Genomic DNA, 13883 nt, shown 5'->3' on the forward strand with positions numbered 1-13883 from the left:
ATGCCGCTGGGCGACAATATCCCCCTACGCTGTTCCTTTTATTTAGATACTGAATGCGGAAACATCTTTATGTCAGATCCATTCGCCGAAGCCGACCGTACCCTTGATGCCCAGGGGCTGCGATGTCCCGAACCGGTCATGCTGGTACGCAAAACCGTCCGCGACATGGATACCGGACAAACCCTGCTGATCATTGCCGACGATCCGGCCACCACCCGCGACATCCCCGGTTTTTGCCGCTATATGGAGCATACCCTGGTGGCGCAGACAATCGATCGTCCGCCCTACCGTTACCTGCTGCGCAAAGGGTAATATCAGACGTACAGCGAGCGAACGATCAAAAAGTGACCGGCGAAATAACCGGCTGCGATCACCGCCCTGGCCGCCCCGAACGGATAGCGGTAATGGCTGACCAGCCATACCACGGTAGCCAGCAGCAGCAGCGCGGTGCCGGCCAGCAATGAAAACCCATGGTCGTTGCTGCGGGCAAAATACTGCTCTCCCGCCACCCAAACCATCAGCAGTGTCATCGCGATATAGGTGCAAACCGGCCAGCGCAGCTCCTCAAGACGAGACCATATCACCGCTATCAACACCGCGCCAACGATCAACAATGCCGCCGGCAGCGGCCAGAAAACGGTAAAGGTCATCTGGCTGGCGAAACCGACGGTATAAAGCAGATGCGAGAGGAAATACGCGCCGATGACATACATCATCCGTTCCCTTGGCAAAAGCAGCAAGGTATCGGCCACCATGGTCGCCAGCAAACCAAGAATGATCAGATAACCGGTGGCGGTGATGACCGGCGCCTGGCATGCCAGGGCCAACAGCAGCAAAAGGGTGACCGGCCTGAATAACCAGCGCTGCCAGACCGGGCCGCGATAGGCGGCATCAACAAAAAGCCAGCCCGACAGCACAACCGCGATAAATGACCAGAGCATTTTTTTTCCTTATAGATGTGCAGAGCTAATAATCCATGAAACAGCGAAATCAAAAGTTGGAATTCGGGTGCCGATCGTCGCTCCAACGTAGGGATCGGTATATGTTTAAGCAAGATTAAGCAAGGAAGATGCGTCGCGACTGCGCTTCATGCTATGTTAGCGCCAGATTTTTTATATGCAAAATGCATTAACCCAGAATTTAGGGAGATAGCCGGGTTATGAGCAGCGAACAACCCCTATATCGGATTCAATTTATCAACAATGGCAAAAACTATCAGCTTTTTGTCCGTGAGCTTATCCAGAGCGCCATGTTCGGCTTTATTGAAATCGGTGATTTTGTTTTTTACAGTCATAGCACCGTGCTGGTGGATCCGTCCGAGGAGAAGCTGAAAACCGAATTCGAAGGCGTCACCCGCAGTTATATTCCGCTTCATGCCGTGATTCGTATTGATGTGGTGACCGAAAAAGGCAGCGCGCGAATTTCCGAACTGGGCGACAATGTCACGGTATTACCCTATTTTCCGGGTAAAAGCCCCAGAACATGAACCGTTCGCCGCGACACTTCTGAGCGCGCGGCGCCCCTGCGCGAAAGCCCTGCGTTTGACAAGCATTTGCGTATAACTCAGGGCCGCCGCAATTTTTTCTGCCAGGCCAGCATCTCGAATATGCCGAAAAGAAACATCCTGATCTGAAAGAGGATCGTGAATTTGGGCTCGTTTTTCGTCAGGGAGATCTTGAGCAGCAGCAGTTGCAAAACATGCATCAGCACCATGAATATCAGGGCAACATCAAAAAAATATTTCAGCGGCCTGGGGAAGGGCTGGATCACGTTCAGAATCAAAAAACACCAGACCAGCACCATCATTAAACGACCGAGATTAATCCACATCGTTGTGCTCCTGTGGTATGCCTTGACGGACAAATAGCCGGTATGCCACCTGGCCTGCGGATTTTTCGCGATGCAGGCGCCAGTTGGCGGGTATCGCCGGCGTACCGGTTTCCGTCTCTGTTTCGATATAAATCCAGGCGTCCGGCGACAGCCAGTGATGTTGTTCCAGTAATTGCGCCGTCTGTTCGATAAGCCCCTTGCGAAACGGCGGATCGAGGAAAACCACATCGTAGGGTTCTCCAGGCTGCGCCAGCCAGCGCAGGCTGTCGGTTACCACCACCTGTCCGTTGCCGGCCCCCAGCAGCCGCAGGTTTTTATCCAGCTGCGCCGCCACGGCCCGATCCTGTTCCAGCAGCGTGGCCGCCGCCGCATGGCGGGACAGCGCCTCCAGACCCAATGCGCCGCTGCCGGCGAAACAATCCAGGCAACGGGAGTCCTGCACCTTCGGCGCCAGCCAATTGAACAAGGTTTCCCGCACCCGGTCCGTGGTGGGGCGCAGGCCGGGGCTGTCGGGAACCGGCAATTTACGTCCGCGCCATTGACCGCCGATCAGACGTATTTGCCCGGCGGGACGGGAGGGGGGATTTTTCGCCATATGCGCCTTGTGGTCACTCAAACGGTTGATAAGCCGTATCAGGGGATATTCTACCGGCCCGATGGCCCGGGGGGAATGTTAATTCGTCACAGTTCGCCAATAGAGCTGAAAAGCCGAGCCTTACGTGTTGGGGCACGGGGAAAAGTGATAAACTATCAGGTTAATCAGTCACGTTATACCCAATAGCTTCAAAGATGACGGGTATATTCATCCGCCATGATTATCAGGCGAGGAGTCTAGTCGCAAATGGCAAAAGATAAAAAACGCGGTTTCTTGTCCTGGTTAGGCCTCAAGCGCCCGGATGAGGAACAGGAAAACCCCCGGCCGGCGCCGGGGGAAGCTGATGACCGGGCCGTTGAGCAAAATGCGGATACCGTAGCGAAGCAGGTTGCGCCCGTGGCGGGTGAATCTGACGCCGTGCGCACCGCCAAGGATATCGTCGACGTCACCGAGCGGGTGGCGCAAGAGCAGGCCGCGGTCACGCCGGCTGCCGATGGCGGCCGCAATACGGCGCCGGCGGCAGAAACGGCGTCCCCCTCTCCGGTGCCCCGTGATGCCTCCGTCTTGGACAGTGTTCCCACCCCCCGTGATGCCTCCGCCTTGGACAGTGTTCCCGCCCCCCGTGATGCCCCCGCCTTGGACAGTGTTTCTGCTCCCCGTGATGCCTCCGCCTTGGACGGTGTCCTCCCTCCGGCGGACGAGCGCCCCGTCCAACGCGATGAGGCCGCATTGACGCTGGCGGAGGATGTCCGCCCCGACCGGGATCTCGCGCCGGCGGACGAATGGGAACCGGAACCTTTGGGCGCCGTTATGGCTGAGCCGCCGGTTACCGAGCAGGCGCGCCCGACCCGCGAAGGTCTTTTTGCCCGTCTCAAACGGGGGCTGCTTAAAACCAAACAAAATCTCGGATCCGGATTTATCGGATTGTTCCGCGGTAAAAAAATAGACGATGATTTGTTCGACGAGCTGGAAGAGCAATTGCTGATTGCCGACGTGGGGGTGGAAACCACGCGCAAAATCATCTCCAGCCTGGTTGAACATGCCGATCGCAGCCATCTGAAAGACGCGGATGCGTTGTACGGCAAGCTCAAAGAGGAAATGGCCGCTATACTGGCCAAGGTCAGCCAGCCTTTGCAGGTGGGCGGCAAAACCCCGTTCGTTATTTTGATGGTGGGAGTGAACGGCGTCGGTAAAACCACCACTATCGGCAAATTGGCGCGCCAGTACCAAGCGGAAGGCAAAACCGTTATGCTGGCGGCCGGCGACACCTTCCGGGCGGCGGCGGTGGAGCAACTGCAAATCTGGGGCCAGCGCAATCAAATCCCAGTGGTGGCGCAGCATACCGGCGCCGATTCCGCATCGGTGATTTTTGATGCCATCCAGGCGGCCAAGGCCCGCGGCATCGATGTCCTGATTGCCGACACCGCCGGCCGATTGCAGAACAAAAGCCATCTTATGGATGAGCTGAAGAAGATTGTCCGCGTCATGAAAAAGCTGGACGCGGACGCCCCCCACGAGGTTATGCTGACCCTGGACGCCAGCACCGGCCAGAACGCCGTCAGCCAGGCGAGACTCTTTAATGAAACGGTGCCGTTAACCGGGATTACGCTGACGAAACTGGACGGCACCGCCAAGGGCGGGGTTATTTTTGCCGTAGCCGATCAGTTCGGCATCCCGATTCGTTATATCGGTGTCGGGGAAGGCATCGAAGATTTGCGGCCCTTTAACGCCGATGATTTTATAGAGGCACTATTTGCCCGAGAGGATTAACTAGGATGATTCGCTTTGAACACGTCAGCAAAGCTTATCTCGGCGGACGGCAGGCACTGCAAAGTGTCAATTTCCACCTTCGTCCGGCCGAGATGGCCTTTTTGACGGGCCATTCGGGAGCGGGTAAGAGTACCTTGCTCAAACTGATTTGCGGTATTGAACGGCCTAGCGCGGGTCATATCTTTTTTGACGGTCACGATATCAGCCGCTTGAGAAATGGCGAAGTGCCCTTCTTGCGTCGCCAGATCGGCATGATCTTCCAGGATCATCATTTGCTGCTGGACAGAACCATTTACGACAACGTGGCGATGCCGTTGATTATCTCGGGAGCGAGCACCGAGGATATCAGGCGCCGGGTGTCGGCGGCGCTGGACAAGGTCGGCTTGCTGGATAAAGCGCGTAACTATCCCATCCAATTGTCCGGCGGCGAACAGCAGCGGGTGGGCATTGCCCGCGCCGTGGTGAACAAGCCCGCGGTTCTGCTGGCGGATGAGCCCACCGGCAATCTTGACGACGCACTGTCGGAGGATATTTTGCGGCTGTTCGAAGAATTCAACCGGGTAGGCGTGACGGTACTGATGGCCACCCACGACCTGGCGCTGATCGCTCGGCGGCGGTATCGTATCATGTCGCTGAATCAGGGAAGAATGGGCGGGGGCGTTGATGGCGAATAAACTTAACCGGCCGCAGACCGCGAGCGGCGCCAAAGCGGCCAAGAGCAAGGCTCTGCGGGGCGGCTGGCGCGAACAGTGGGCTTATGCCTGGAGCAACGCCTTCGGAGATATGCGGCGCCAGCCGTTAGCGACTCTCCTAACCGTTACCGTTATTGCCATATCGTTGACGTTGCCCAGCATATGTTATCTGGTATGGAAAAATGTCAGCCAGGCGGCGGCGCAGTGGTATCCAAGCCCGCAGCTCACCGTCTATCTGGATAAAACCCTGGATGATGATGCGGCCCTCAAGGTCATGAATCGCCTGAAGCAGGAAGCCGGAGTGGATAAGGTGAATTACCTTTCCAAAGAAGAGGCGATGGGGGAATTCCGTAACTGGTCGGGCTTTGGCGGCGCGCTGGATATGCTGGAGCAGAATCCGCTGCCGGCGGTGGCCATCATCACGCCGAAGCTGGATTTCCAAAGCGCCGACACCCTTAAAACGCTGCGGGATCGGGTCGCGGCGGTGCCTGGGGTGGATGAGGTGCGAATGGACGACAGCTGGTTCGCCCGGCTGGCGGCCCTGACCGATTTGGTGGGACAGGTCGCGGCCACCATCGGCGTGTTGATGATCGTTGCGGTATTCCTGGTTATCGGCAACAGCATCCGTCTGAGCATCTTCAGCCGCCGTGACACCATCAACGTAATGAAGCTGCTGGGGGCCACCGATGGGTTTATCCTGCGGCCGTTTCTCAACGGCGGGGCTTTGCTGGGGCTGGGCGGCGCCATTGTTTCGCTGATCCTGTCGGAAGCCCTGGTATGGCGGCTGCAATCCGTGGTGGAGAAGGTGGCCTCGGTGTTCGGCACCACCTTTGCCCTGCACGGGCTTGACTGGTCGGAGATTCTGCTGCTATTACTGATTTCCACCATGATTGGCTGGCTGGCGGCCTGGCTGGCGACGGTGCAACATTTACGTCGTTTTACACCCCAATGATGTTTTTTTGTTATAATCGGACAACGATATTACAACCGCACAAGCTGATCTATGTTACGTTTTAACCTGAACTAATATGCTGCGAGTGGGTCTTAATATCGGCTGTTGATACAAAAGTTGCCCGTAATACAACGGCCGCTTGATGTGACAGCATATGAGAATTTAGCGAGAGGACTTGAATGATTAAAGATATGCAAGCTTTAGCCCTGGTTCCCCAAGGCAGTCTGGAAGCCTACATCCGGGCAGCCAATGCCTATCCTATGCTTACGGCGGAGGAAGAGCGGTCTTTGGCTGAACAACTGCATTATCAGGGCGATTTGGAGGCGGCCAAGCGGCTTATCCTGTCTCACCTGCGCTTTGTCGTCCATATCGCGCGTAATTATTCCGGTTATGGTCTGCCGCAGGCGGATTTAATCCAGGAAGGCAATATCGGCCTCATGAAAGCGGTGCGCCGCTTCAATCCTGAAGTAGGGGTCCGGCTGGTTTCTTTCGCCGTGCACTGGATTAAAGCTGAAATTCACGAATACGTTCTGCGCAACTGGCGCATCGTGAAGGTGGCCACCACCAAGGCCCAGCGCAAGCTGTTCTTCAATTTGCGCAAAACCAAACAGCGCCTGGGCTGGTTCAATCAGGCCGAAGTCGAGATGGTGGCGCAAGAACTCGGCGTCACCAGTAAAGACGTGCGTGAAATGGAATCGCGCATGGCGGCTCAGGACATGACCTTTGATCCGACCCCGGATGAAGATGTCCGCGAGGGGCAATCCATGGCCCCGATGCTCTATTTGCAGGATAAGTCTTCCGATTTCGCCGACGGCATTGAAGAAGACAACTGGGATGATCATGCGGCGGACAAGCTCGGCCTGGCGCTGGAAGGCCTGGATGAGCGCAGCCAGCATATTATCCGCGCCAGATGGCTGGATGACGACAACAAGACCACGCTGCAGGAACTGGCGGATAAATACGGCGTTTCTGCGGAACGCGTGCGCCAGCTGGAAAAAAACGCCATGAAAAAAATGCGGATGGCGATAGAGTCGTAATTTGCAAGGCCTGTCCCGACCGGGCAGTTTGTCAATAAGCTCAGGCCCCCTCATTGCCGAGGGCGGCCTTTTTGCTTTCGGTGGTTAACCCTTGACGCCGGCTACCACCTCGCGGGCGGTGCGCACGATGGCATCGGTCGTGATATCGAACTTGGCGTACACGTCTTGAATCTTGCCCGATTCGCCGAAGTCGTGCATGCCGACGAATTTGCCTTCAAAGCCGATGTACCTTTCCCAGCCCAGTTCAACCGCCGCCTCGATGGCGACTCTGGCCGCCGTATCCCCTAATACCGATTTTTGGTATTGGCGATCCTGCTCTTCAAAAAGCAGCCGGCACGGCATGGAGACCACGGCGGTGGGCACGCCTTCTTTTTGCATTATTTCCCGCGCCTCAACGGCAAGATGCAGTTCCGAGCCCGTTGCTATCAGGGTCAGCTGACGGGGTCCGCCCTGGGCCTCCAGCAGAACGTAGGCGCCCCGGGCCGATTTGTTTTCGGTCCCGGCTTCTTTTCGCAACAACGGCATGGGCTGCCGGGACAGCGCGATAAGGGCGGCGCGGCGCGGCTGCTCCAGGATCAGTTCCCAACATTCGGCGGTTTCCACCGGATCCCCCGGCCGGTATACGCCCAGATGGGGAATCGCCCTAAGCGCCGCCAGATGCTCAACGGGCTGATGCGTCGGTCCGTCTTCCCCCAGCCCGATGGAATCATGGGTCATGACAAAAATTGTGCGTATACGCATCATCGCCGCCAGCCGGATGGCCGGTCGGCAATAGTCGGAGAAGCAAAGAAACGTGCCGCCGTAGGGGATTAAACCGCCATGCAGCGCCAAACCGTTCATGGCCGCGGCCATGCCGTGCTCGCGCACGCCGTAATGGATATACGAGCCATCATAGTGACCGGGGGTGATCTCCACCTGATTTTTCGCTTTGGTATTGTTTGACGGCGTCAGATCCGCCGACCCTCCCAGCATTTCCGGTATCGCATCGAACAGATGATTAAGCACGGCACCGCTGGCTTGGCGGGTGGCCATGTCGGCTCCGCTTTTGATGAATTCTTCACGCGCGGCGGCGATGGCGGCTTTCCAGTTTACCGGCAGCTCACCGCGGGTGCGGCGTTCGAACTCCCTGCGCAGATCCTCAGGCGTATTTTTCACGCGTTCCGCCCAGGCCATCCGGGCGGTCCGGCCTTTTTCGCCGATGGCGCGCCACTCTTTTAACAACTCCTGCGGGATCACGAACGGCGGTGAATCCCAGCCGAGGATTTTACGGGCGCCGGCGATTTCTTCCTCGCCGGGAGCATCGCTATGGGCTTTCTGGGTCCCGGCCTTGGTAGGGAAGCCAAAACCGATGATGGTCTTGCAGGCAATCAAGGTGGGTTGATCTTCTATCCCACGAGCCGTGGTGATGGCGTTGCGGATGGCGTCGGTATCATGGCCGTCGATTTCCAATACGTACCAGCCTGACGCGCGGAAACGTTCAATCTCATTGTCAGAGACCGACAGGCTGGTGGCGCCGTCAATGGAGATGGAGTTGTTATCCCAAAACGCAATAAGGCGGCCTAGCTTGAGGTGGCCCGCCAGGGAGATAGCCTCCTGGCTGATCCCCTCCATCAAACAGCCGTCACCGAGAAAAACGTAAGTGTAGTGGTTAACCAGGTCATCGCCGAAGGTTGCATTCATGATGCGTTCGCCCAGCGCCATGCCGACCGATTCCGCAATGCCCTGGCCCAGCGGCCCGGTGGTCAGCTCAATCCCATCCGCATGCCGGTATTCAGGATGGCCCGGCGTCTTGCTCCCTACCTGGCGGAAACGCTCCAGTTCCTCCACCGGCATGTCCGCATAACCCGTCAAATACAACAGGCTATAGAGCAGCATCGATCCGTGGCCGTTGGAGAGCACGAAGCGGTCGCGGTCCAGCCAGTGCGGGTCCGCGGCATCGAACTGCATGAATTCTTTGAACAGGACGGTGGCGATGTCGGCCATACCCATGGGCGCGCCGGGATGGCCGCTTTTCGCCTTTTGTACAGCATCCATGGAAAGAAACCGGATACAGTCCGCCATATCGCGAAGGTGCCGGTCACGAGGCGCCGGTACGCTTTTCGGCGCTGTTGGTGTTCCGGAAGGTTGTTCTGTCATCGTTATACCCTCTTATGTCATTGACGTTTAGCGTTCATCATCGAGTAAATGGGTAAGCGCAAGGCGTAAGACAACGGCATCCTGACCGGTGGAGCGACGGCATCCCATCCAGCGGAGATTAGGCCGAGCGGACCGTCTATCGTTTTGCTCGGCATTGGCCCCATGTGCTGCCCGCAAGTCACTTCGACGATCAACAGCTTAGTGGGAAAGGTATTGATACCACGGCATCTGATGGTTCTCTGTTCTACATAATAGCGTAAGACGTCGGTTCACGCCGCTCTTCGGTCATCACCTGGCGGCTTTCGGGACGGCGACTTTCCTTTTGCGACGAACGGAGCCGGCATCGGTAGTCTTTTTGGTTATCAATAAAATAAAGATGCGGCTTCCCATACGCCTTTACCGCAATAATATTAATTGTTATTTTTGCCTGTTACCGAAGGAATATATAGCAGTGAAGGAAAAATATATTAATTTTCATAAAATGATTATTGTTAATATTTTAATTTTTTCATTGTAAGCGTGAACGGTATCTATCAATAACAACGCTGTCTCAAGGAGCGTAATAATGGACTATAGGGGCTATCTACATTCTTATTATCAGCCGCATGTATTACCTGTTTACCCGCGGCCGGGTCAATATAATACAATGAATATGCCGTTATATTACTACCCGGTCATGGGCAGTCACTACGTCCCGCTGCAGCGAGTGATGATGCCGTTAATCAATGTCGGTTATGCTTTACCCGGAGGATATGCCGCCAGGGCTGTACCGGAGTATATTCCCGCGGTGAATTGCATGCCGGGTATACGTGAAAGGCTCAGGGCCGCCGGGCAGGCCGCGCCGTTATTGCACTGTCCCTGCCTTAGTCATCGCCCGTCCCCCGTCGCCGCTCCGTTTAATACCGCCAGGGTATCCCGCGCCGCCTCCCGTCCGGTTGAGCATTCTCCCCCTCAACGGGCGCGAGCTCCTGGCTCCGCCCGTGGAGGACGAAATCCCGCATTGCCGTTAACCCGCCACAACGTCAAACAATGGGAGGGGGCGAATCCTGCGCCGGCAAATCCCAGTGGTGCGTGGCTGGTGAAAAAATGAATCACCGGTTAGCCATGGCGAAAGGGGGCGGGTGAAGTCCGGCGGAAATCACATTGCATACATTATACAAAAATGAGATATTGTATAAAATCATTGCCTATCAATGTGATTAAAAGAGGATTTCAATGAACACCGCCCCGGTCTATCTCAATCCCGAAGGCGCCTGCCCGGCGCAAGGACTCTATTCCCACGCGACGCGGGTGAGTACAGGCACGATGTATTATCTGGCCGGTCAGCTCTCCGTGGCGGAGGATGGCGGCGTTGCCGGGAAGGGAGACTTCGCCGCTCAGTTTATCCAGGTGTTCGCCAATCTTGAGGCGGTGCTGAAGGGCTTGGGTCTGGGCTGGCGGGATATCGTCAAATTCACCACCTTTATGGTGCACTCACAGCATATTGAATTGTTTATGCGGCTGCGCGCCGAGCACTTTCCCCGTTTTTTTTCCGGCGATCTGTTTCCCCCCAATACCTTGCTGGTGGTGAACCGGCTGGTGAAAGAGGACTTTTTGCTTGAAGTGGAGGCCATTGCCTGCAAAAGCGCTGAAGATTTAAGGTGAGATTGAAATAATTCCCGGCGGACAGGAAAGGCATGGAATAGTACACTGTTGCAATTGGCGGGGCCGATAAACAGCGATATTCCGGATGCCGCGCTGCGATAGCTCCGGGCTGGGGCGGCCTATGACAAATGAATTGATGACGGAATAACAACATGCCCTCAGTGATGCTCGCCGGCGGGTCCGCAATGCCGGAGCCGATGTCGTTGCCGGAAATAGTCTACCGAAAACTGCGTGATGCGATTCTCAACGGCGTCTATGCCCCCGGCGCCATGCTGCGCCAGGAAGAAGTGGCCGCCCAGTTGGGCGTCAGCCGCAATCCGCTGCGGGAGGCGCTGCCCCGTTTGGAGTCCGAGGGCATCGTGGTGCTGTATCCCCGGCGCGGTTATGCGGTGGTGAAACTGGATCCCACAGAAATATGCAATGTGTTTGATTTGCGTATTTTATTGGAAACGGACCTGGTGGCCCGCTCCATCGTGCTGAAAACCAAGGCCGATGAGCAGCGGGTCCAATCCATTCTCGACGACATGGCGCTGCTGGCGGAGCAGGCGGAAGCCGCCGACAGAACCCGCTGGTTCGATTTGAACCTGCGCTTTCATGACGCCATGCTGCTGCCGGCCCGCTGTCCGCACCATATGAAAGCGCTGGCCCAGTCGCGAGGTGCGCTGGAGGCCTATATACGCGCCGAGGTCCGGTTGACGGGGGATCTTAACCAGGCCCAAAGGGAACATGCCGAACTGACCCTGGCGTTTGTCTCCGGCGATAAGGACCGGCTGATCCGGCTGATCCGGGAACATTCCGAACATACCCGCGATCGACTGCTGCGCGGGCTGCCACGCTGGCAATAGACGTCCCCGAAGAAAGGGACTCATCGTCCCCCTTCCTGATTCAGCTCGCCTTCTTAAGATGACGGCTATAGGTTTCATACAGCCAGCGGTTGAATTCCGGCAGGATTTTTTCCAGATGGGAATAGCGGCCGCGGGGGGCGAAGCGGGATTTAAAGGCCTTCTGCATGGTCATATTGGTCTCTTCATCCTGCTCGCCGAAGGTTTCCGTTGAGGAAATCTGTACTTTGCGCATCCAGTCAAAATTGGGCAGTTCGGTGGTTTCCTTCGGATAGTAGAAGTTAATCAATAGATCGATGGAACCCACCGAACGGGGAAACACCCGGAAGGTGAATGCCTGGTCCGGCAGCAGACAGAAGAACAGCGTGGGGGGAACCGAGGAAAAAATCGTTCGGCGCCGCTCTTCGTCGGTAAGATCCTTTAGAATCGGAAATTGCGCTTTCTGGCTCGGGTTAAAGGCCGCATCCTGGCGCATACCTTCAAAGTAGGTGGAGTGGGTTAAGTAATTTTCACCCTCCTGCCAGTCGTCCCATTCGGAGAAACGGGCGTTTTCCGCCGGGGCTATTTCATGGAATCCCTTGTGCACATAGGAGGTGTGATAGGGTTCCAGGCCGTTTTCCAGCGTGATTTTCCAGTTCCAGGGATAATTCTGGTGCGCCAGGGTCGGCATCACCTGCATGTCGGCGAAATTATAGTGCCGCAGCTCTTCGTCGGCTTTCGCCAGGGTCGGCGCCAGCGGCGCGGCGTTCATATCGAAGTTGGCGAAAATAAAGCCGTGGAACAGCTCCATCTTGAGCTCCGGCAGCGCGGTATCTTCACGCTGCTGGGTAATGGGAATGGTCATGCCCATTTCCGGCGCCGCGCGCAGTTTACCGTCCAGGCGATAGGACCAGGCATGGTAAGGGCAGCTGAAGGTGACGCAGTTACCGGTTTTTTCCTCCGCGCAGTCACGTATCAGCGGATGGCCGCGATGCTGGCAGATGGCGGACAACACCTTGATGGAGCCGTCGTTTTGCCGTACCACCAGCAGCGGTTCGTCGATGATTTCAACGGTGAAATAATCTCCCGGATTGGGAATCTGGTTTTGATGGCCCAAAGCCAGCCAGCTTTTGGAAAAAACCGCCTGCTTTTCGAATTCGAAAAACGCCTCTGAGGTATAGAATTCACTTGGCAGCGAACGTGCCTGGGTGAAATCTTTAATGGACGCTTCCATCATTTTGAGCAGTTCATCGATATTCACATCTGATTGAGTTTGTTTAATGCCCACAGCTACCTCCGGCAATAATGAGTTGTCATGAGTGACATCGGGATGGGTTGTTGGTAAATGCTGCAACCCCACAGCGAATCAACATCAAAGGGTTCGGCCTTTATGATCAGGGCGATACCAATTCCATCTGCAATCCCCAGGGCGTCAGAAAATAAACCCAGCGGCGGCCCGCCAAGGGATGATCCGGACCGATGACCGAGGGTTCGCCGAGAATTTTTACCCCCGGCACCTGCCGCAGGGCCGCCAGCGCCTGCGGGAGATTGTGCACGGTGATGCCCAGATGGGCGCCGCCGGCGTCACAGTTCCTCGGCATGGCCCGGTTCAGGTCCGGCGCCCGGTATTCGAATAATTCCAGCGCCGTGCCCAGGAAATCGAGCTTGGCCAGGCGGCAGGCGGCCTCAGGGTGCGTATTGAAGCGTTCCGCCATTGACGCCGCGTTGTCCGCACCGGGCAGGTAATGGCGGCGATATAATTCGCGCGCTCCCAGGACTTGGGTAAAGAACGCCGTCGCCGCGTCCAGATCCGGGACGGTGAGGGCGACGTGATCCACCCTGCCGCATGACAGCACCGGCGCGGCGAGCGGCTGCGGAGTGTCGGGCTTCATGTTTTATCGTCCAGCGCGGCGAAGCGTTCTTTCAGCCAGCCCGCCTCATAAGGCGTGCGGAACTCGATATAGAGCTTGAGATGCCTGAAACGCCAGACGCCGTTACGGCGCTCAAACACATCGTCATAGCGGCCGCCCATCCACAGCGCCATCCGGTCCTGAAATATGCAGGGTTCGAGAAGTTTCCAACTGCCGCGGCCCCGTTCGCCGGCGACGTATATAGATTCGTTCATTAAATAATGAGTGGTAAAAGAGAGCCGGCGCGGGCTGGCCTCGAACATATCGGCAATGGCGTCATGGCCGGTAACCTTGTTGGCCGTTCCCTGCGCCTCGCTTTCCCAGATACCGTCCGGCCAGAACAAATCGGCCACCGCCCGCCCGAGCTTATCGTCGCAAGCCTGCATATAGTCCGCTTTCAAACGGCGGATGGCATCTTGGGATTCCAGGGCGTCCAGGCGCTGTAGCAAAGACTGTTCGTCACCGGTCAGGTTTCTGTCAATGGGCATGATGTTCT

The 13883-nt window shown here is 56.7% G+C and carries 16 protein-coding genes; 9 read left to right on the forward strand and 7 right to left on the reverse strand.

The genetic code is table 11. The features are described from left to right. The first annotated feature begins 69 nt into the window (after nt 1-69). Nucleotides 70-312, forward strand: a complete 243-nt coding sequence (gene tusA, locus ACL2XO_RS02315; RefSeq protein ID WP_413726294.1) for a sulfurtransferase TusA — start codon at nt 70-72, stop codon at nt 310-312. Between the two features lie 2 nt (nt 313-314). Here the strand turns inward: tusA and ACL2XO_RS02320 are convergent, their stop codons facing one another. Beyond that, nucleotides 315-941 (reverse strand): lysoplasmalogenase, encoded by a 627-nt coding sequence (locus tag ACL2XO_RS02320; protein WP_132923915.1) that lies wholly within the window; start codon nt 939-941, stop codon nt 315-317. 218 nt (nt 942-1159) lie between these two features. Between ACL2XO_RS02320 and ACL2XO_RS02325 the strand changes: the two genes are divergently transcribed. Continuing rightward, a complete protein-coding gene (locus ACL2XO_RS02325) occupies nt 1160-1486 on the forward strand; it encodes a DUF1820 family protein (RefSeq protein WP_132923914.1) in 327 nt (108 codons plus the stop codon). A 77-nt stretch (nt 1487-1563) separates the two neighbouring features. Here the strand turns inward: ACL2XO_RS02325 and ACL2XO_RS02330 are convergent, their stop codons facing one another. After that, nucleotides 1564-1830, reverse strand: coding sequence for a DUF1145 family protein (locus ACL2XO_RS02330; protein ID WP_132923913.1), 267 nt, complete (start codon nt 1828-1830; stop codon nt 1564-1566). After that, nucleotides 1820-2425, reverse strand: coding sequence for a 16S rRNA (guanine(966)-N(2))-methyltransferase (gene rsmD, locus ACL2XO_RS02335; RefSeq protein WP_413726295.1), 606 nt, complete (start codon nt 2423-2425; stop codon nt 1820-1822). The genes ACL2XO_RS02330 and rsmD overlap by 11 nt, the downstream gene beginning before the upstream one ends. A 246-nt stretch (nt 2426-2671) precedes the next feature. On the opposite strand from rsmD, the gene ftsY reads away from it, so the two are divergent. The 4 genes from ftsY to rpoH all read left to right on the forward strand — a co-directional run bounded on the left by ftsY (nt 2672) and on the right by rpoH (nt 6876). Further along, a complete protein-coding gene (gene ftsY / locus ACL2XO_RS02340) occupies nt 2672-4195 on the forward strand; it encodes a signal recognition particle-docking protein FtsY (protein WP_413742113.1) in 1524 nt (507 codons plus the stop codon). 5 nt (nt 4196-4200) lie between these two features. Next, a complete protein-coding gene (gene ftsE / locus ACL2XO_RS02345; protein ID WP_132923910.1) occupies nt 4201-4869 on the forward strand; it encodes a cell division ATP-binding protein FtsE in 669 nt (222 codons plus the stop codon). Beyond that, entirely contained in the window at nt 4859-5839 is a 981-nt protein-coding gene (ftsX, locus tag ACL2XO_RS02350) for a permease-like cell division protein FtsX (RefSeq protein WP_132923909.1), read from the forward strand. Before ftsE ends, ftsX begins: the two co-directional genes overlap by 11 nt. Before the next feature lie 179 nt (nt 5840-6018). After that, a complete protein-coding gene (gene rpoH / locus ACL2XO_RS02355) occupies nt 6019-6876 on the forward strand; it encodes an RNA polymerase sigma factor RpoH (RefSeq protein ID WP_132923908.1) in 858 nt (285 codons plus the stop codon). 84 nt (nt 6877-6960) lie between these two features. Here rpoH and tkt read toward each other — a convergent pair whose 3' ends face one another. Beyond that, entirely contained in the window at nt 6961-8937 is a 1977-nt protein-coding gene (tkt, locus tag ACL2XO_RS02360) for a transketolase (protein WP_413743021.1), read from the reverse strand. Nucleotides 8938-9658: 721 nt separating this feature from the next. On the opposite strand from tkt, the gene ACL2XO_RS02365 reads away from it, so the two are divergent. From ACL2XO_RS02365 to ACL2XO_RS02375, 3 genes are all read left to right on the forward strand, one after another. Further along, entirely contained in the window at nt 9659-10102 is a 444-nt protein-coding gene (locus ACL2XO_RS02365) for a hypothetical protein (RefSeq protein ID WP_413742114.1), read from the forward strand. A 125-nt stretch (nt 10103-10227) separates the two neighbouring features. Beyond that, entirely contained in the window at nt 10228-10656 is a 429-nt protein-coding gene (locus ACL2XO_RS02370) for a RidA family protein (protein WP_132923905.1), read from the forward strand. 152 nt (nt 10657-10808) lie between these two features. Continuing rightward, nucleotides 10809-11501, forward strand: coding sequence for a GntR family transcriptional regulator (locus ACL2XO_RS02375; RefSeq protein WP_413726298.1), 693 nt, complete (start codon nt 10809-10811; stop codon nt 11499-11501). Nucleotides 11502-11541: 40 nt separating this feature from the next. Here the strand turns inward: ACL2XO_RS02375 and ACL2XO_RS02380 are convergent, their stop codons facing one another. From ACL2XO_RS02380 to ACL2XO_RS02390, 3 genes are all read right to left on the reverse strand, one after another. Continuing rightward, nucleotides 11542-12765, reverse strand: coding sequence for an aromatic ring-hydroxylating oxygenase subunit alpha (locus ACL2XO_RS02380; RefSeq protein WP_203524439.1), 1224 nt, complete (start codon nt 12763-12765; stop codon nt 11542-11544). 106 nt (nt 12766-12871) lie between these two features. Further along, nucleotides 12872-13369 (reverse strand): VOC family protein, encoded by a 498-nt coding sequence (locus ACL2XO_RS02385; protein ID WP_413742115.1) that lies wholly within the window; start codon nt 13367-13369, stop codon nt 12872-12874. Continuing rightward, nucleotides 13366-13875, reverse strand: coding sequence for a nuclear transport factor 2 family protein (locus ACL2XO_RS02390; protein ID WP_413726300.1), 510 nt, complete (start codon nt 13873-13875; stop codon nt 13366-13368). Before ACL2XO_RS02390 ends, ACL2XO_RS02385 begins: the two co-directional genes overlap by 4 nt. Between the last annotated feature and the right edge of the window lie 8 nt (nt 13876-13883).

Origin of the sequence: Sodalis sp. RH15, assembly GCF_047324255.1 — a bacterium.
In the GTDB taxonomy this organism is placed as follows: Bacteria; Pseudomonadota; Gammaproteobacteria; order Enterobacterales; family Enterobacteriaceae; genus Acerihabitans; species Acerihabitans ligni.

What these genes read in the sequence shown, in the direction of transcription:
- tusA (WP_413726294.1), top strand. Translation starts at nt 70, where the DNA reads ATGTCAGATCCATTCGCCGAAGCCGACCGTACCCTTGATGCCCAGGGG.
- ACL2XO_RS02320 (WP_132923915.1), bottom strand. Translation starts at nt 941, where the DNA reads ATGCTCTGGTCATTTATCGCGGTTGTGCTGTCGGGCTGGCTTTTTGTT.
- ACL2XO_RS02325 (WP_132923914.1), top strand. Translation starts at nt 1,160, where the DNA reads ATGAGCAGCGAACAACCCCTATATCGGATTCAATTTATCAACAATGGC.
- ACL2XO_RS02330 (WP_132923913.1), bottom strand. Translation starts at nt 1,830, where the DNA reads ATGTGGATTAATCTCGGTCGTTTAATGATGGTGCTGGTCTGGTGTTTT.
- rsmD (WP_413726295.1), bottom strand. Translation starts at nt 2,425, where the DNA reads ATGGCGAAAAATCCCCCCTCCCGTCCCGCCGGGCAAATACGTCTGATC.
- ftsY (WP_413742113.1), top strand. Translation starts at nt 2,672, where the DNA reads ATGGCAAAAGATAAAAAACGCGGTTTCTTGTCCTGGTTAGGCCTCAAG.
- ftsE (WP_132923910.1), top strand. Translation starts at nt 4,201, where the DNA reads ATGATTCGCTTTGAACACGTCAGCAAAGCTTATCTCGGCGGACGGCAG.
- ftsX (WP_132923909.1), top strand. Translation starts at nt 4,859, where the DNA reads ATGGCGAATAAACTTAACCGGCCGCAGACCGCGAGCGGCGCCAAAGCG.
- rpoH (WP_132923908.1), top strand. Translation starts at nt 6,019, where the DNA reads ATGATTAAAGATATGCAAGCTTTAGCCCTGGTTCCCCAAGGCAGTCTG.
- tkt (WP_413743021.1), bottom strand. Translation starts at nt 8,937, where the DNA reads ATGGCGGACTGTATCCGGTTTCTTTCCATGGATGCTGTACAAAAGGCG.
- ACL2XO_RS02365 (WP_413742114.1), top strand. Translation starts at nt 9,659, where the DNA reads ATGAATATGCCGTTATATTACTACCCGGTCATGGGCAGTCACTACGTC.
- ACL2XO_RS02370 (WP_132923905.1), top strand. Translation starts at nt 10,228, where the DNA reads ATGAACACCGCCCCGGTCTATCTCAATCCCGAAGGCGCCTGCCCGGCG.
- ACL2XO_RS02375 (WP_413726298.1), top strand. Translation starts at nt 10,809, where the DNA reads ATGCCCTCAGTGATGCTCGCCGGCGGGTCCGCAATGCCGGAGCCGATG.
- ACL2XO_RS02385 (WP_413742115.1), bottom strand. Translation starts at nt 13,369, where the DNA reads ATGAAGCCCGACACTCCGCAGCCGCTCGCCGCGCCGGTGCTGTCATGC.
- ACL2XO_RS02390 (WP_413726300.1), bottom strand. Translation starts at nt 13,875, where the DNA reads ATGCCCATTGACAGAAACCTGACCGGTGACGAACAGTCTTTGCTACAG.